At 32.1% G+C, this 14424-nt stretch carries 17 protein-coding genes; 8 read left to right on the plus strand and 9 right to left on the minus strand.

Annotated elements, in window-relative coordinates:
- Positions 1-178: 178 nt before the first annotated feature.
- Positions 179-649 (minus strand): hypothetical protein, encoded by a 471-nt coding sequence (locus OD803_RS05740; protein ID WP_262732690.1) that lies wholly within the window; start codon positions 647-649, stop codon positions 179-181.
- Between the two features lie 195 nt (positions 650-844).
- Between OD803_RS05740 and trxB the strand changes: the two genes are divergently transcribed.
- Positions 845-1825, plus strand: a complete 981-nt coding sequence (gene trxB, locus OD803_RS05745; protein WP_262732692.1) for a thioredoxin-disulfide reductase — start codon at positions 845-847, stop codon at positions 1823-1825.
- Between the two features lie 72 nt (positions 1826-1897).
- On the opposite strand, the gene OD803_RS05750 is transcribed toward trxB, so the two are convergent.
- From OD803_RS05750 to OD803_RS05780, 7 genes are all read right to left on the minus strand, one after another.
- Complete coding sequence (locus OD803_RS05750; protein ID WP_262732693.1) at positions 1898-3718, minus strand: M2 family metallopeptidase; 1821 nt, start codon at positions 3716-3718, stop codon at positions 1898-1900.
- 21 nt (positions 3719-3739) lie between these two features.
- Complete coding sequence (locus tag OD803_RS05755; RefSeq protein ID WP_262732694.1) at positions 3740-4582, minus strand: DUF2807 domain-containing protein; 843 nt, start codon at positions 4580-4582, stop codon at positions 3740-3742.
- Between the two features lie 110 nt (positions 4583-4692).
- The gene (locus tag OD803_RS05760) at positions 4693-5415 is read right to left on the minus strand and encodes a head GIN domain-containing protein (protein WP_262732695.1); all 723 of its coding nucleotides are present in this window, start codon (positions 5413-5415) and stop codon (positions 4693-4695) included.
- 17 nt (positions 5416-5432) lie between these two features.
- The gene (locus OD803_RS05765) at positions 5433-5945 is read right to left on the minus strand and encodes a nuclear transport factor 2 family protein (protein ID WP_262732696.1); all 513 of its coding nucleotides are present in this window, start codon (positions 5943-5945) and stop codon (positions 5433-5435) included.
- Between the two features lie 90 nt (positions 5946-6035).
- Positions 6036-7811, minus strand: coding sequence for a PspC domain-containing protein (locus tag OD803_RS05770; protein WP_262732697.1), 1776 nt, complete (start codon positions 7809-7811; stop codon positions 6036-6038).
- Positions 7811-8149, minus strand: a complete 339-nt coding sequence (locus tag OD803_RS05775) for a PadR family transcriptional regulator (RefSeq protein WP_129760523.1) — start codon at positions 8147-8149, stop codon at positions 7811-7813. The genes OD803_RS05770 and OD803_RS05775 overlap by 1 nt, the downstream gene beginning before the upstream one ends.
- A 73-nt stretch (positions 8150-8222) precedes the next feature.
- Positions 8223-8669 (minus strand): DUF4870 domain-containing protein, encoded by a 447-nt coding sequence (locus tag OD803_RS05780; RefSeq protein WP_129760525.1) that lies wholly within the window; start codon positions 8667-8669, stop codon positions 8223-8225.
- Between the two features lie 144 nt (positions 8670-8813).
- On the opposite strand from OD803_RS05780, the gene OD803_RS05785 reads away from it, so the two are divergent.
- From OD803_RS05785 to OD803_RS05810, 6 genes are all read left to right on the plus strand, one after another.
- Entirely contained in the window at positions 8814-9269 is a 456-nt protein-coding gene (locus OD803_RS05785) for a DUF4442 domain-containing protein (protein WP_131507642.1), read from the plus strand.
- Between the two features lie 11 nt (positions 9270-9280).
- Complete coding sequence (locus OD803_RS05790; protein WP_262732698.1) at positions 9281-9937, plus strand: hypothetical protein; 657 nt, start codon at positions 9281-9283, stop codon at positions 9935-9937.
- A 185-nt stretch (positions 9938-10122) separates the two neighbouring features.
- Positions 10123-10923 carry a TIGR00266 family protein gene (locus OD803_RS05795; protein ID WP_129760529.1) on the plus strand — a complete coding sequence of 267 codons (801 nt, stop codon included), beginning with the start codon at positions 10123-10125 and terminating at the stop codon, positions 10921-10923.
- A 161-nt stretch (positions 10924-11084) separates the two neighbouring features.
- Positions 11085-11282, plus strand: a complete 198-nt coding sequence (locus tag OD803_RS05800; RefSeq protein ID WP_129760530.1) for a hypothetical protein — start codon at positions 11085-11087, stop codon at positions 11280-11282.
- 140 nt (positions 11283-11422) lie between these two features.
- Positions 11423-11752 (plus strand): hypothetical protein, encoded by a 330-nt coding sequence (locus tag OD803_RS05805; RefSeq protein ID WP_262732699.1) that lies wholly within the window; start codon positions 11423-11425, stop codon positions 11750-11752.
- 62 nt (positions 11753-11814) lie between these two features.
- The gene (locus OD803_RS05810) at positions 11815-12840 is read left to right on the plus strand and encodes a transporter (protein WP_262732700.1); all 1026 of its coding nucleotides are present in this window, start codon (positions 11815-11817) and stop codon (positions 12838-12840) included.
- Between the two features lie 26 nt (positions 12841-12866).
- Here the strand turns inward: OD803_RS05810 and OD803_RS05815 are convergent, their stop codons facing one another.
- A complete protein-coding gene (locus tag OD803_RS05815; protein ID WP_131507632.1) occupies positions 12867-13826 on the minus strand; it encodes a LysR substrate-binding domain-containing protein in 960 nt (319 codons plus the stop codon).
- A 103-nt stretch (positions 13827-13929) separates the two neighbouring features.
- Between OD803_RS05815 and OD803_RS05820 the strand changes: the two genes are divergently transcribed.
- The gene (locus OD803_RS05820) at positions 13930-14409 is read left to right on the plus strand and encodes a Dps family protein (protein ID WP_262732701.1); all 480 of its coding nucleotides are present in this window, start codon (positions 13930-13932) and stop codon (positions 14407-14409) included.
- Positions 14410-14424 lie beyond the last annotated feature (15 nt).

Here is a 14424-nt window from a genome sequence, read left to right on the forward strand (position 1 = left end):
AATTTGTAGTAAGACGTTCAGATAAATAATACTATTTCAAACTAACAGATAGGTCTACAATTCGGTTAACACTGTTTTAGTCTACTTCTGGAAGTATTGATTTTACTGCATAGTGGCGGTTTGAGTATCATCCTGCCACCCCGACTTTAAAAGCTGAACTGTTTTGTTCGGCTTTTTTTTATTCAATACGTTTGTAGTTTTCTGAGTAAATACGGTTACCCTCATCATCAACTTCAATTTGACTAAAGGTGTTTTCTTTTAAGTTGAGCTCGTATTTAAATTCTTTTCGTTCATTAATAATTTTTTTCATCATTTTAGAGCCATAATCCAAAACTTCGGTAAGCGTATCACCATTAATATTATAATATCCATAACCAAACCATTCAGTACTGTCGGTTGGTACATTTTTACTCCACATTACTTTGGTTGTGGTATACATCTTTACTTGACGATAACCTGTCGAAGGGTTAAACGAATCGGATACTTTATTGTTGATGTAGTTATAAAAACCTACCAATTCCCAAGTGCCTTCTAGTGACACGTTGATTGAATCTTGTGTTTTTGTGTTGTCTTGGACGTTTTGATTTGCATTGTTTTTACAAGCAATTACAAATAGGGCAGTAAGTATTATTAGTGCTAAATGTTTCATGACAGAATGTTTTAGTTTTAAATGTGTTGCCTTCTAAATTTACAAAAATCTACTGGTATTTTTAAACTATTCAATGTAAAAAATATGTAGCTAGGTATAATTTTTACTTATAGTTGTATACAAACTGTTAATAACTTATATGTAAGGATTTGCCCAAAAAACCTACTTTTGTTTAGTAAAATTAATGATACGATTATGTCTGAAACAATTGAAAAAGTAAAGTGTTTGATAATAGGTTCTGGACCTGCAGGTTATACAGCAGCTATTTATGCAGCAAGAGCAAATATGTCTCCAGTTTTATACCAAGGAGCACAACCAGGAGGACAATTGACAACTACTAATGAAGTTGAAAATTTCCCAGGTTATCCTGAAGGAATAACTGGTCCTGAAATGATGATTCAGTTACAAAAACAGGCTGAGCGCTTTGAAACTGACGTAAGAGATGGGTGGATTACCAAAGTAGATTTTTCTGGAGATGTACACAAAGTATGGGTAAATGATACTAAAGAAATACACTGCGATACAGTTATAATTTCTACAGGAGCTTCAGCAAAATATTTAGGATTAGAATCTGAACAAAAATATTTAAAATTAGGAGGAGGTGTTTCTGCATGTGCAGTTTGTGATGGCTTTTTCTACAGAAATCAAGAAGTAGTGATTGTTGGAGCAGGAGATAGTGCTTGCGAAGAGGCACATTATTTATCTAAGCTTTGTAAAAAGGTAACAATGCTTGTAAGACGTGATGAGTTTAGAGCTTCAAAAATTATGGCTGAACGCGTTAAAAACACACCAAATATTGAAATACTATTCAATACTGAAACTGAAGAGGTTTTAGGAGATGGACAAGTAGTTACAGGTGTTAAAGTGTTTAATAACCAAACTGATGAGAAGCACGAAATTCCTGCAACAGGATTTTTTGTAGCTATTGGACATAAGCCTAATACTGATATTTTTAAAGATTATTTAGATTTAGATGAAACTGGATATATTATAAATGTTCCTGGAACATCTAAAACTAATGTAGAAGGTGTTTTTGTGAGTGGTGATGCTGCCGATCATGTTTACCGACAAGCAATTACTGCTGCTGGAACAGGTTGTATGGCTGCTCTTGATGCAGAACGTTGGTTAGCTGCAAAAGATACTACTTTTGAAGTTAGTACTTCTACCTATAACTAGAACATAAATAATAGAGATAAAAAAAACCGAAGCTATAAACTTCGGTTTTTTTTATGTATTAAAGTTTTAATATTATAAACTTTCTGGTAGTGTGTGTGTTCTGCCTTTGTTTTGTTCTTTTAAGTAATCCATAAGAGGAGCAAAATAGTCTAACATTGGTTTTGCGCTCATTTCGCTACCAACACTTTCTTTTAATAACTCTCTCCAATCATTATTAGCACCAGATTTTAAAACTTCTTTAAGGAAATCTCCAACAGGTTTGCTACCATAGTAATTTGTAGCATGTGGATCTTGCTTCAAGATATTTTTAGAAATATGGTCATGGAATTGGAATAATAAAATATAAGATACTGCATAATCGTAATATTGAGCAGCATCATTGTTGATGTGTGTTTTTGAAGCAGCATCACAAAACTCTTCACCTCTTTCAGAAGGAGGAACCATACCTTGGTACTTTTGAGCGAGTTCCCACCATTTTTTGTTGAACTCATCCTTTGGAAGGTTTTCAGCATAAACAGCATTTTCAAACTCAGTCATTACACCTGCTGAGAATGGTAAAAACACAACATAGTTTAAAGCTTCTTTTAATAAGTTTTGAGTTTCATCAATTTCAACATTAGCATCAACTAATCCTTTTTCAGCTAAAAATGGCTTTTGCATAGCAGCTAAACCTAATAAACTACCAATGGCTTCGTGGTATCCTCTGTTTGCGCCTCCACGTAATAAAGGTGGAACATCAGGGTTGGTGTAAGCTTGATAATAATAAATATGTCCTAATTCATGATGAATAGTCTCATAATAATCGGCAGTTGCTTCAACACTCATTAGACAACGCAAGTCGTTTTCTAAATCCATATGCCATGCAGAAGCGTGATTGTTCTTTTTGTAAGGAGCATCAGCAGGTAAAGGATACATGCTAGATTTTTCGTAGAAGCTTGCAGGTAATGGGTCAAAACCAATACTCTTATAGAAGTTTTCACCTTCTTTTACAATCCATTCTGGTTCTTTATCAGCTAAAGCAGCATCAATATCCAATCCTTCAACATTAACCAATGCGCTCCAGTCTTGTCCCCAACGGTTTGGTAACCAGTGTGCAGGTAAATACTGAGGTACTTCAGCATTGAATTTTTTAGCTAATTCATATCTAGCCCAAGTGTGTAATTCTCTATACAGTGGCCAAACTTCTTTAACCATTTTGTTCATTTCATCACGCATTTCTTGACGTGACATACCATAATCTGATACTTGGTAAGTAAAGTAATCGTCATAACCTAGAGCTTGTACAGTTTTGTTACGAAGCGATCTTAAGTTTTCCAATCCATCTTTTAAATCTTTACCAACAGCTTTTGAAGTTTCCCAGTTGGCAAGTCTTTCTTTTAAATCGTTAGATTCTCTTAATACTTTGTCGATGTCTCCTGTGGTTACTGATTTGCCATCAACTTTAAAATCGAAACCAAATAAAGTTTCGTTTTGAGCATTTTCGGCAGCAATACGTTCTGAAACTAAATCGGAAACTGTTTCAGGGTTGTTAGCAGCAGCATAAAGAATTGTATTAAGTTGTCTTACTTGAACAATATCTAAAGCATCTTTATTCTCTAAAAATTTTCTTGTTTTTTCAATGTTTTCAGTGCTTCCTGTAAATTTAGCAAAGGCTTCATTTGCTTTTTGAACATTGTAAGCATTAGTTGTGTCACCAGCAACAATACGTGTGTTGGCATCCCACTCAGCAAGTGCAGAATCGTAATATAATTTTACGAAAGTATTAGTGTAATCATCTAAAAACGCTTGAACTTCAGCTTTCAATTCAGCTGAATTATTGCTAGTTTTAGATGTGTTTTCTTTACATGAAACCATGGAAAAAAGAACAATTGATAAGGCAATTAGTTTTTTCATTTAAATAAAAAGGGTTAAAAGTTAATTAGTTTCTTTTTTAAGCAATTTTGCAGTATCAATAAATTTATTGATAGTTACCTTTGGGTTGTTGTATAAGAAAACTTCACTGCTTCCGGTAATTTCTAGAGTGATAGCTTCAGATACATTTACGTGTGCATCACTAGCAACTTCAGAGATTAAAGTACAGGTTTTGGTTGTAAAGTTTTTTCCGTTAAAATCAGAATTATTATCAGTTCTAATAATTGCATTATTAGTATCTCCTTCAATGTTTATAGTTGCTCTTTGGTATAAGTCAATTTTAGCTTCTTTACTGTTTACAAGAGCGTCTAACTTACTGTTATCACTTAAAACAACTGTTGATGTGCCTTTGGCTGTAAGGTTTAATTTTACTTTTGCTTTGTCTAAACTTGTATACTCAAAGTTATTGGCATTAATATTTAAGTATGCTTTGGAGGTTCCTGTGGTTTTTAAGACAACGTCGTTAAGCTCTAAAGACGTTAATGAGCGAATTTCAGCATCGTCTTTAGTTTCGATATACTCTAATGGAGTGTTGTAATTTACCGTTATATTCAATCTCTTTTTAGAAGAAATTTCTTGAGTTGTAGAGAAAGTTAGTGTACTATCAACGACTTCAACTTTAATGATATCATGAAGATTGCTGTCAGTTTCAATTTCTACTGAAGACTTTGAGTTGTATATGATTTCTATTGAAAAGTCGCCACCTACAATTATTTTAGTGAAATCATCTAAATAGGTTTGTTCAATGGTAACATCTCTATTACCTTTTACTTTTTCACTGTTTTGAGCAAAAAAGGATGATGTAAAACCTAAACCGAATAGTAAAACGAAAAGGATTTTATTCATTGTATAAATTTAAAATTGTACAACAAATATATGCAAAAACCATCCCAAACTCTAACTAGAGGTTGAAATGGTTTGAAAACAGGTTGGTTAGTTGTATGTAAACAGGTTGGTTAGCGTTTTCTTATACTACCAGAAACATTATCGCTAGTTTCTACTTTTTTAGGGTTACCATAGTAGTTAATGTCGCCACCACTACTAGCTTTAGCTATTAATTCTTCTGATGTGTTTACGGTAATGTTTGCACCACTAGTTGCTTTTACTTGACAGGATACAGCACTTAAATCTTGTGCGCTTATATCGCTTCCGCTTGTAGCACTTGCGTAGAGTTTATTTGTTTTACCTGAAAGCTTAACATGGCTTCCGCTAGTTGAACTACAGTCAATACTTTCGGCATTAATATCTAGTTCAAGGTCGCTTCCGCTAGTGGTTTTAATCTCGATAGTGTTTGTGTTAATAGTATTGGTTGAAAATACATCGCTACCACTGGTTGTTGAGATTTTAGATAAATCGTCAAGAGATACCATTATTTTTTTTGATTTTGAAGTGCCAATATTTTCTTCGGCATAAATGTTTAAAACATCACCTTCAATTTCTACCATAATAATGTCTTGTAAGTTCTCATCAGCTTCAACACTTACACTTTCGGTATTGGTTTGAGTAATGTAAACATCTAAACCTCTACTTACTTTTATTGCGCTAAAGCTACCATCAAGCGATCTTTCGGTTGTGGTTACATTTCCGTTTCCATTTACTCCAAAATTCATATCAAAGTTACAGGACATCATAAGTAGTCCTAAAACTGTGGAGATAATTACTTTTGCTAAGGTTGTCATAACTGTTTGTTTTTTGATTAATAATATTTTGTTGCTATGTGATTATAACTTAAAACACGCTTTAATTTCCACTTATTATTTTCTAATAGCCATAAATGGGAGAATTTGGCATTTCCGTTTAGAGTCTCTTTATTATTGACTGTTTCGTAGAATAAATGTTCTCCTTGTTGAATAGCTCCATAGAGTTTGTTATTATTATAAAGCGGAAACACTTCTAGACTATTTTTTTTAAGTTCTCTTCTTAACTTTGAATTGTTTTTTGAATTGCAAATACCATTTTTCATGACCTTAATGAAGTCTAGTTTAGAGTTGATAACACCTGATTTATCATGGTAAAACTCTAGATCATCAAAAATTAGGTTTTCAAACTGACTCATGTCACAAGTATTAAAGCCAACTTTAAAAATTAAACTATCATTATTTTTTAGAATTTTAAAAAGCTCTGATTTTTTATCTACCTGAGCAATAGCAACAGTTGAATAGCTTAGTGTTAAAAAAGCAATTAATAGTTTGTGTGTTAACTGTTTCATTTTTTGATTGATTACAGGTTCAAAGGTCTAGTTTTATATATGCGATTAATAAACTAAGTGTCTGAAATGTTGTTTTTTATTGATGAATTGTTAATTGTCGTCTGATATTATTTCAACACCATTATCATCTATTCTTACTTTAACATCTACGTCCTTTGCTCTAATGCCTTGGTCGTTGATTTCTATTTCTACACTGTCTTTTTTAATTTTAACACCATCTTCATCTATTTTAAGACCAGAGTGTTCATCGTTTACATCAACTCTTACTTTAAACTCATCGTCTTCGCAGTTTAAACACACCACACCATCATGAGTTACTTTTAAATAATGTTCTTCCATACCATTTTCTAGTATGTCTCTGTAATAGCTAGAGTTTCTGTGAAAGGAATAGGTGTTTTGATCTGCATAAAATATTGTGCCTTCTGGTAAATACAATGTTGCTTCAATTTGTTGTTCACCATACTTGTTTCTGAATTCTGTAGTAAGGTAAGCATCTAGTAAAAGCTCATTACCATTTACCTTGAAATCATAATTAATGTTTTGTGCTCTTGATTTTGCTTTTTGATAATCGCTAGCATGTGCATTTTTTTCAATACTTAAAGAGGCTACACTATCTTTAGTTGAACGCACAATAAGTCGCACATCAGTATTGTATATAAGTTTGTTGTCGTTATCGTCATACACTGTTTTAAACAAGCTGCTACGTCTTCCAAAATGTTTGCTGTATGACGAGTTTCCTTTCATACGTATTGTTAAAGTATCTGATGGGTTAAGCATTAACAATTCAGTATTTTCAGTCACACTCGCATCAAACGCATGTTCACTAGCTTGCTTTATTCCTATTACAAATAGTCCTATCATTGACATTAACCACAACCCTAGTAACGAAAACTTAGCGATGTTACCAATTGATTTTAGGTTGTTGATTAATATTTTGAGTCCTAAATAGAAAATGAAAAAGAACGGTATTCCTATGGCAAACAATAGCAACATTGATACTAACCAAACTGGTGTATTTGCAGCATTGGCAGCATTTATAAATTCAATTCCTGGGACGTTAACAGAATCGGCAATTCCAACGGTAAATAATGCAATTATTAATCCTATTAAAGTACTGGCTCCAATGAGTATTAAAATAATACCAATGAACTTTGCAAACACTTTAAGACAAAACATAATGATGTCTCCTATAGTGTCAAAAAATGTTTTTGACGATGATTTTATTCGGTTTCCTTGTTTGGGTAAATCAATGTTTTTTACCGTGTCTGAAACCGTTTGTGATACATTATCAAATCCGTCTTTAATTTTTTTTTCAATGTTACTGATGTTCACAGGTTCACCAGTCATTGTAAGTTTATCAGCGGTTGAAACTGCTTCAGGAACTAAAACCCAAAACAATACATATATAAGCACAAACGTACCACCAGAACCTAGAGTAAGTAAAATCCAAAGTAGTCTTACCCAAATGGCATCAATACCTAAATAGTGTCCAAGACCTGATGAAACACCTCCAATGTAAGAGTTGTCAGTATCTCTAAATAGTTTTTTGGAAGATGAGGTTCTTCTGTATTGTGTTTTTGGTTCGTCTTCAAAAATTTCGTCATCAACAAGATAGTCTTCAGGTTGTCCCATTATTGAGATCACTTCATCAACCTCTTTTATTCTGATAACTTGTTTTTCGTTTTGAACACGCTCGTTGAACAATTCAGCAATACGAGCTTCAATATCTGCTATGATTTCTGATCGACCTTGAGAGTCTGTAAATGAACGTTTTATAGCCTCAAGATAGCGTTGTAATTTTAAGTATGCATCTTCATCAATATGGAAGAATATACCTGCTAAATTTATGTTGACTGTTTTATTCATTATTTTTTATTTTTTTGTCTTGTTACTAGGTTAACTGCATTTTGTAATTCGCTCCATGTGGTATTAAGCTCATTTAGAAACAGTTTTCCTGTTTCTGTTAAACCGTAATATTTTCGTGGAGGACCTGAGGTTGATTCTTCCCAACGGTAGTTAAGAAGACCAGCGTTTTTAAGTCTTGTAAGTAGTGGATAAATGGTTCCTTCTACAACAAGCAGTTTTGCGTCTTTTAGTGTGTCTAGAATTTCGGCTACATAAGCATCATCGTCTTTTAAAACTGATAATATGCAGTATTCTAATACACCTTTACGCATTTGTGCTTTTGTGTTTTCTATCTTCATGTTCTAAAGAAATTTTAATTTGAAAAACTGTTCATTTTTTGATTGATTGATTGATTGATTGATTGATTGATGGTTATTTGATGAAATTTATGGTTAATGGATAGTTGTACAACTCACCATCGCGTGCTTTTAAACTTGCAATGACTATAAATATAAGTTCTAAGATAAATCCAAAAACTGCAAGAACACCTAAACCTCCTGTAATGTAAAGTAGAGGAGAAGGTTTCCCTATGTTAATGTGAAAATCATTAAACCCATGAAAGTCTATAAAGTCAATACCATTAAAAAACTTTAAAAAGAAAAACGGGATAGTTAGCGTACCTATAATTAAGGTATATAGTAATATACTTATTTGAAAGTTTATGGCTTGCTTTCCATGACTATCAACAAACTCCGATTTTTCTTTGTTAGTAATCCATAGTATAATAGGTCCAATAAAATTTCCTAACGGAATTATAAACCTACTAAAGGTGGATAAATGAATAAAAGTTGCAATATTTTTTTGGTGGTTGTCTAACATGATTTTAAAACGTATAATATTATCTTATACAAATATATGTCTAAAAAAAGGTATTATGTTACGCATAGTAGTATATTTTAACATAATATTAACAAATTGAATTATGGATTATTTTGTCTAGATTTGATAAAACTAATTTTTAAAATGAAGCTTACTCCTAATAAAATAAACACTTTTAACTTTTTTAAACTGCCTTCAGTGTTCTTTACTGGAGTTCGAGTAAAGTCTATTAATAATGACACTTGCACAGTAGTTGTAAAACACCGTTGGATTAATCAAAACCCTTTTAAATCTATGTTTTGGGCAGTTCAAGGTATGGCTGCCGAATTAACTACAGGTGCTCTGGTACTTGCAAAAATTAGAGAAAGCGGTAAGCCTATTTCTATGTTGGTAGCTAATAACAATGCTACTTTTACTAAAAAGGCAACAGGAAAAATTACATTTAGTTGTACAGATGGTCATAAAATTGATGATGCCATAGCCAAAGCTATTGAAACTGGTGAAGGACAAACCTTGTGGATGCAATCAAAAGGTGTAAACCAAGATGGAGTGGAAGTGTCGGTGTTTAATTTTGAATGGAGTATTAAAGTTAAAAGTTAGTTGATAATAATTTGAAAAAAAATTACGAAATACAATTAAGTGGAATTAAAATAGGAACAACTGCTTTTGAATTTGCTGATACTCCAATGGGAGTTGTTTATGGGAAAATTAATTTTGAAAATGTAGACTCACCCTATAATTTGTTTAAAAATCATTGTCAACAGCATAAAGTAACAATAAATCAAGACGATAAAGAATATAAATTTATTGATACTCAGGTGATCCCTAAATTGAAAGTTTATCTTGAAAACGGAACAGAACTAGTTGGTTGGGGAGGCGCAATTAGCGGAATGGAAAAAGGAAACGATTTTGAAATTCAGTTTGGCGGAATTAATAGTAAAATAATGAAGACAGAATTTGCTCAACATTACTATGACTATTATGGAAATGAATCAGACTTAATCAAAATTCAGGTAGATGAACAGTTTAAAAAAATTTGCGAAAGTATTTTGGCTAGAAATTTAAATATAAATCAATGGGCTGAAATTGAGAGTTCAGATGAATTTCAAACAGAAAGGTATCATGGTGGGTTTGATACAACTGAAATGGAATTTTGTTTCAGTTATTATATAGAAAAACAAGAATATTGGTTTCAGTTAAACTTGAATGATATAGAAAGAATAATAAATGCCAAAGTTGAGTTTTTATATCCAAGAAAAGCAGAATAAAATAGATGCAATATTTTAACTTCTTACTTGTAAGTTGTTTGTTTTTAGTTTGTTATGTTTTAGTATCTTTGATTAAGAGTAGAGGATTTTTGTAAATTTCATGTAATGAGGCCTTTATAAAACTATTTGTAACAAAACAGATAATACATCAACTAATTTATAAATCAATTAAAAAACACAATATAATGACAGCACACGAAATAGACTACAGAATCTACGGAGAAGAAATGCAATTCGTAGAAATAGAATTAGATCCACAAGAAGGTGTTATAGCCGAAGCAGGAAGCTTTATGATGATGGACGATGGTATTAAAATGGAAACCATTTTTGGAGACGGTTCACAAAAAGACACTGGTTTTTTAGGTAAAATCCTTGGAGCAGGAAAACGCATACTTACAGGAGAAAGCTTGTTTATGACTGCGTTTTACAACAACCTTTCAGGTAAACGCAATGTGAGTTTTGCATCACCTTATCCTGGTAAAATCATCCCAATAGATTTAACCGAGTTTAGAGGTAAGTTCATCTGTCAAAAAGACGCTTTTCTTTGTGCAGCAAAAGGTGTAAGCGTTGGTATTGAGTTTTCAAGGAAATTAGGTAGAGGACTTTTTGGTGGCGAAGGATTTATAATGCAAAAGCTTGAAGGAGATGGTATGGCGTTTGTTCATGCAGGTGGTACTATGGCTAGAAAAGAATTAAAAGCAGGAGAATCTCTAAGAGTAGATACTGGTTGCTTAGTAGGTTTTACTCAAGATGTAGATTATGATATTGAGTTTGTAGGAGGTATAAAAAATACGGTATTTGGAGGTGAAGGTTTATTTTTTGCTAAACTACAAGGACCAGGAACAGTATACATACAATCTTTACCTTTTAGTAGATTGGCAGGTAGAGTACTAGCTTCAGCACCAAGATCTGGTGGCAAAAGTAAAGGAGAAGGTAGTATTCTTGGTGGTTTAGGAGACTTACTTGATGGTGACAATAGGTTCTAAACGTTAACGTATTGAGTTATATTTAATGAGGGATTTTTAGTGTTAAAATTTTGTTTAACTAAAACAACTAATCGATTTTTTTAGTACTTTAGGAATGTAAAAACAAAAACATTTTAAGCCTATAAAATACAACTACCTAACCCTAAAACCTAAAATTACAAATGGCAAGAGCAATGTTTGAGTACACCAAAACGGTACTTAATAAAGTTAGTTTTGATGCTTCGTTGTTCTGTAAAGAAGTACAAAAAGCTGTTCAACGATTATTACCTTATGAAATTGAAGAGTTAAGAATTTATATTCAATCACTTGTACTACAGAACCCAGAGTTAAATCAATGTTTAATATATTTAAAACCTTAACATAAAGCGACCAAACGGTCGCTTTTTTTTGTTAAAAATACTACTAGCCATTAGTATTGGTGTTATCTTTGTAGGAAATTATATAAGACCTGAAAAAACTATATTTAACCATATTACTTCTTTCGTTTGCATTGCGACCAATGTATTATGTTGGACAAGTATTATACTATGAGTTAAATATTGATTACATTATTGAAACCTACTGTATTAATAAAGACAAACCAGAGCTACAGTGTAATGGTAAATGTCATTTAGCTACACAAATTCAAAAAGCAAGTAACGATTCAGGTAAAGGTAAATCGCATCAAATGGTGTTTGAAGCGTTTTATCCATTGTTTTTTGAGGCTTTCAATGAAATAGAATTCACTAATAAGTTTGAAACTACAGTAAAAAACAATTGGAGTTTAAAAAACTTAATAGATTATAATTTTATAAACAATCTCTTTCACCCTCCTGAGATCTATTCTTAGAGATCTATAAAGGGCTTAAAGCCCAAATTAATTTTAAACTAATTCATTTTTAAATTTTCACAATGAAACAGATTTTTATTGCCGTTTTTTTAATGGTAACAACAGCCTTATTGGCACAAAATAACGTAAAAGACACTCTAATAATAAGTAGACCAGATGCACACGCTCCTATATCGATTATGGGAGACCATACTCATAAAAAAGGAGAATTTATGTTTTCATATAGGTTCATGTTAATGAATATGGACAATATTAAACAAGGAACTGATGATAAAGATTATAACAGTTTATTAATGCCCAATGGAGGAGATTATATGGTTGCTCCAATTGAAATGCCAATGCAAATGCATATGTTAGGAGCTATGTATGCTATAAATGATGACATTACATTGATGGCAATGCTAAATTATATAGATATGTCTATGGACCATGTTACTGCAATGGGTGAAACATTTACAACAAATTCTAATGGTTTTGGAGATATAAAGGCTACAATGCTTTATAATGTTTTCAAAGAGAAATCTCAGAGTCTTCATACTCAATTAGGAGTAGTTTTGCCTACTGGTAATATTGAGAGTAAAGACGTAACTGCAATGTCTTCGGGTAATGAAGTGATTTTGCCTTATCCAATGCAAATAGGTAGCGGCACTTTTGGAACAGAATTAGGTTTGACTTATACACTACAAAGAAGTAAATGGTCATTTGGTTCACAGCTAAAAGGATTGTTGAGGTTTGGAAAAAACAACAAAGATTATAGATTGGGAAATCAATACGGATTAAACAATTGGATAGCTTTTAAAGTTTCTGATTGGATTAGCTTTTCTGGTCGAATAGAAGGTTTAAGAGTAAGCAAGATTGAAGGAAGTAATTCGGAATTAAACCCTATGATGGTTATTACAGCTGATGCTAATAACTCTGGTGCTACTTTTTTAAATTCAGGAGTAGGGTTTAATATATTAATCCCATCAGGTAGTTTTAAAGATTTTCGCTTTGGATTTGAATTTGCAACACCTTTATTACAAGACGTTGAGGGTATTCAATTAAAACAGAGAGAAACAATAATTTTTGGTTTGCAGTATATGCTTTAACATAGAGTAAAACAAAAAGAGCGGTTTTAAACCGCTCTTTTTGTTTCTTTAACAGCTAAAGGGCTTATAATTTCAACATTTTGAAATGCAATAGCACCTCTTATAATTCCTGAAATTACATTGTGTAATGCATCAATAATTTGAAGTTTAAGCTCACTTTTATGATAAATGATGCTCACTTCTCTTGCTGGACTTGGCTCTACAAAATGATGTAAGTTTTGTTTTAGGTTATCATTAAGCTCCATAGTATGTAAATAAGGTAAAAGCGTCATTCCTAAACCTTCGTTTGATAGTTTTATCAAGGTTTCAATACTACCACTTTCTAACTGAAAATGTTCATCGGTATTGTTTTTAAATACTTTACAAAGGTTAATAACACCATCTCTAAAGCAATGACCGTCTTCTAGCAGTAGCATATCGTCAATTTCAAGATCAGAAACTTCAATGTTTTTCTTTTCATGTAATCTATGACTGCTAGGTATGTAACCAACAAAAGGCTCGTAATAGAGTACACGTTCTTTTATGGTTTCGTCCTCAAGAGGTGTTGCAGCAATAGCAGCGTCTAGGTGGCCTTCGTTTATACGCTCTATAATTTCTTCAGTCGTTAATTCTTCAATTTTTAGCTTCACTTTAGGAAACTTTTTAATAAATGTTTTTAAAAACATTGGCAATAATGTAGGCATTATGGTTGGAATCATTCCAAGCTTAAATTCGCCTCCAATAAACCCTTTTTGTTGGTCAACAATATCTTGTATTCTATCAGATTCGTTAACAATATTTCTGGCTTGATGCACAATTTTTCTTCCTACATCAGTAAGTTCAATAGGTTTTTTACTTCTGTCAAATATTAAAACATCAAGTTCTTCTTCGAGTTTTTGTATTTGAGTACTAAGCGTTGGTTGGGTTACAAAGCACTTTTCAGCAGCCTTAGTAAAGTTTTTATGTTCAGCAATTGCTAAGACGTAATGTAATTGTGTTATGGTCATTTAATTAATTTTAGCTATAAAAATATAAAAACTATCAATTAATTCTATAGTTGATTGTGTTAATTATAATTTAAATTTGTAATGAATTAAAAAACAGTAAATTATGACTTTAAATAGTATAGGTTTAGAAACCAAGAAAACACAAGAAATTGCTAATGATTTAAATATTTTGCTAGCAAATTTTCAAATATATTATCAAAATTTAAGAGGAATTCACTGGAATATTAAAGGGAAACGCTTTTTTGATTTACACGTTAAGTTTGAAGAATTATACACTGACGCTAACTTAAAGGTTGATGAAATTGCAGAGCGTATTCTTACTTTAGGGACAACACCTTTACATACGTTTGAAGATTATACTAAGAACGCTAAGGTGCCAGTTGGAAAAAATGTTTCTCAAGATGAAAAAGCAGTACGATTAATTGTGGATTCATTAACCGAATTATTAAAGATTGAAAGAAACATATTGGATGCTTCTGATGAAGCTAATGATGAAGGTACAAACTCGATGATGAGTGATTTTATTACTGAACAGGAAAAAACTGTTTGGATGATGAAAGCTTGGTTAGACGAATCAATCTAACCGTTTGTTAATTGA

It is taken from the genome of Gaetbulibacter sp. NE, assembly GCF_025548475.1.
GTDB classification, from domain to species: Bacteria; Bacteroidota; Bacteroidia; order Flavobacteriales; family Flavobacteriaceae; genus Gaetbulibacter_B; species Gaetbulibacter_B jejuensis.

Coding starts and splice junctions, on each gene's coding strand:
- OD803_RS05740 (WP_262732690.1), bottom strand. CDS start 649: ATGAAACATTTAGCACTAATAATACTTACTGCCCTATTTGTAATTGCT.
- OD803_RS05750 (WP_262732693.1), bottom strand. CDS start 3,718: ATGAAAAAACTAATTGCCTTATCAATTGTTCTTTTTTCCATGGTTTCA.
- OD803_RS05765 (WP_262732696.1), bottom strand. CDS start 5,945: ATGAAACAGTTAACACACAAACTATTAATTGCTTTTTTAACACTAAGC.
- OD803_RS05820 (WP_262732701.1), top strand. CDS start 13,930: ATGACTTTAAATAGTATAGGTTTAGAAACCAAGAAAACACAAGAAATT.
- OD803_RS05760 (WP_262732695.1), bottom strand. CDS start 5,415: ATGACAACCTTAGCAAAAGTAATTATCTCCACAGTTTTAGGACTACTT.
- OD803_RS05805 (WP_262732699.1), top strand. CDS start 11,423: ATGTATTATGTTGGACAAGTATTATACTATGAGTTAAATATTGATTAC.
- OD803_RS05795 (WP_129760529.1), top strand. CDS start 10,123: ATGACAGCACACGAAATAGACTACAGAATCTACGGAGAAGAAATGCAA.
- OD803_RS05770 (WP_262732697.1), bottom strand. CDS start 7,811: ATGAATAAAACAGTCAACATAAATTTAGCAGGTATATTCTTCCATATT.
- OD803_RS05800 (WP_129760530.1), top strand. CDS start 11,085: ATGGCAAGAGCAATGTTTGAGTACACCAAAACGGTACTTAATAAAGTT.
- OD803_RS05810 (WP_262732700.1), top strand. CDS start 11,815: ATGAAACAGATTTTTATTGCCGTTTTTTTAATGGTAACAACAGCCTTA.
- OD803_RS05775 (WP_129760523.1), bottom strand. CDS start 8,149: ATGAAGATAGAAAACACAAAAGCACAAATGCGTAAAGGTGTATTAGAA.
- OD803_RS05785 (WP_131507642.1), top strand. CDS start 8,814: ATGAAGCTTACTCCTAATAAAATAAACACTTTTAACTTTTTTAAACTG.
- OD803_RS05815 (WP_131507632.1), bottom strand. CDS start 13,826: ATGACCATAACACAATTACATTACGTCTTAGCAATTGCTGAACATAAA.
- trxB (WP_262732692.1), top strand. CDS start 845: ATGTCTGAAACAATTGAAAAAGTAAAGTGTTTGATAATAGGTTCTGGA.
- OD803_RS05780 (WP_129760525.1), bottom strand. CDS start 8,669: ATGTTAGACAACCACCAAAAAAATATTGCAACTTTTATTCATTTATCC.
- OD803_RS05755 (WP_262732694.1), bottom strand. CDS start 4,582: ATGAATAAAATCCTTTTCGTTTTACTATTCGGTTTAGGTTTTACATCA.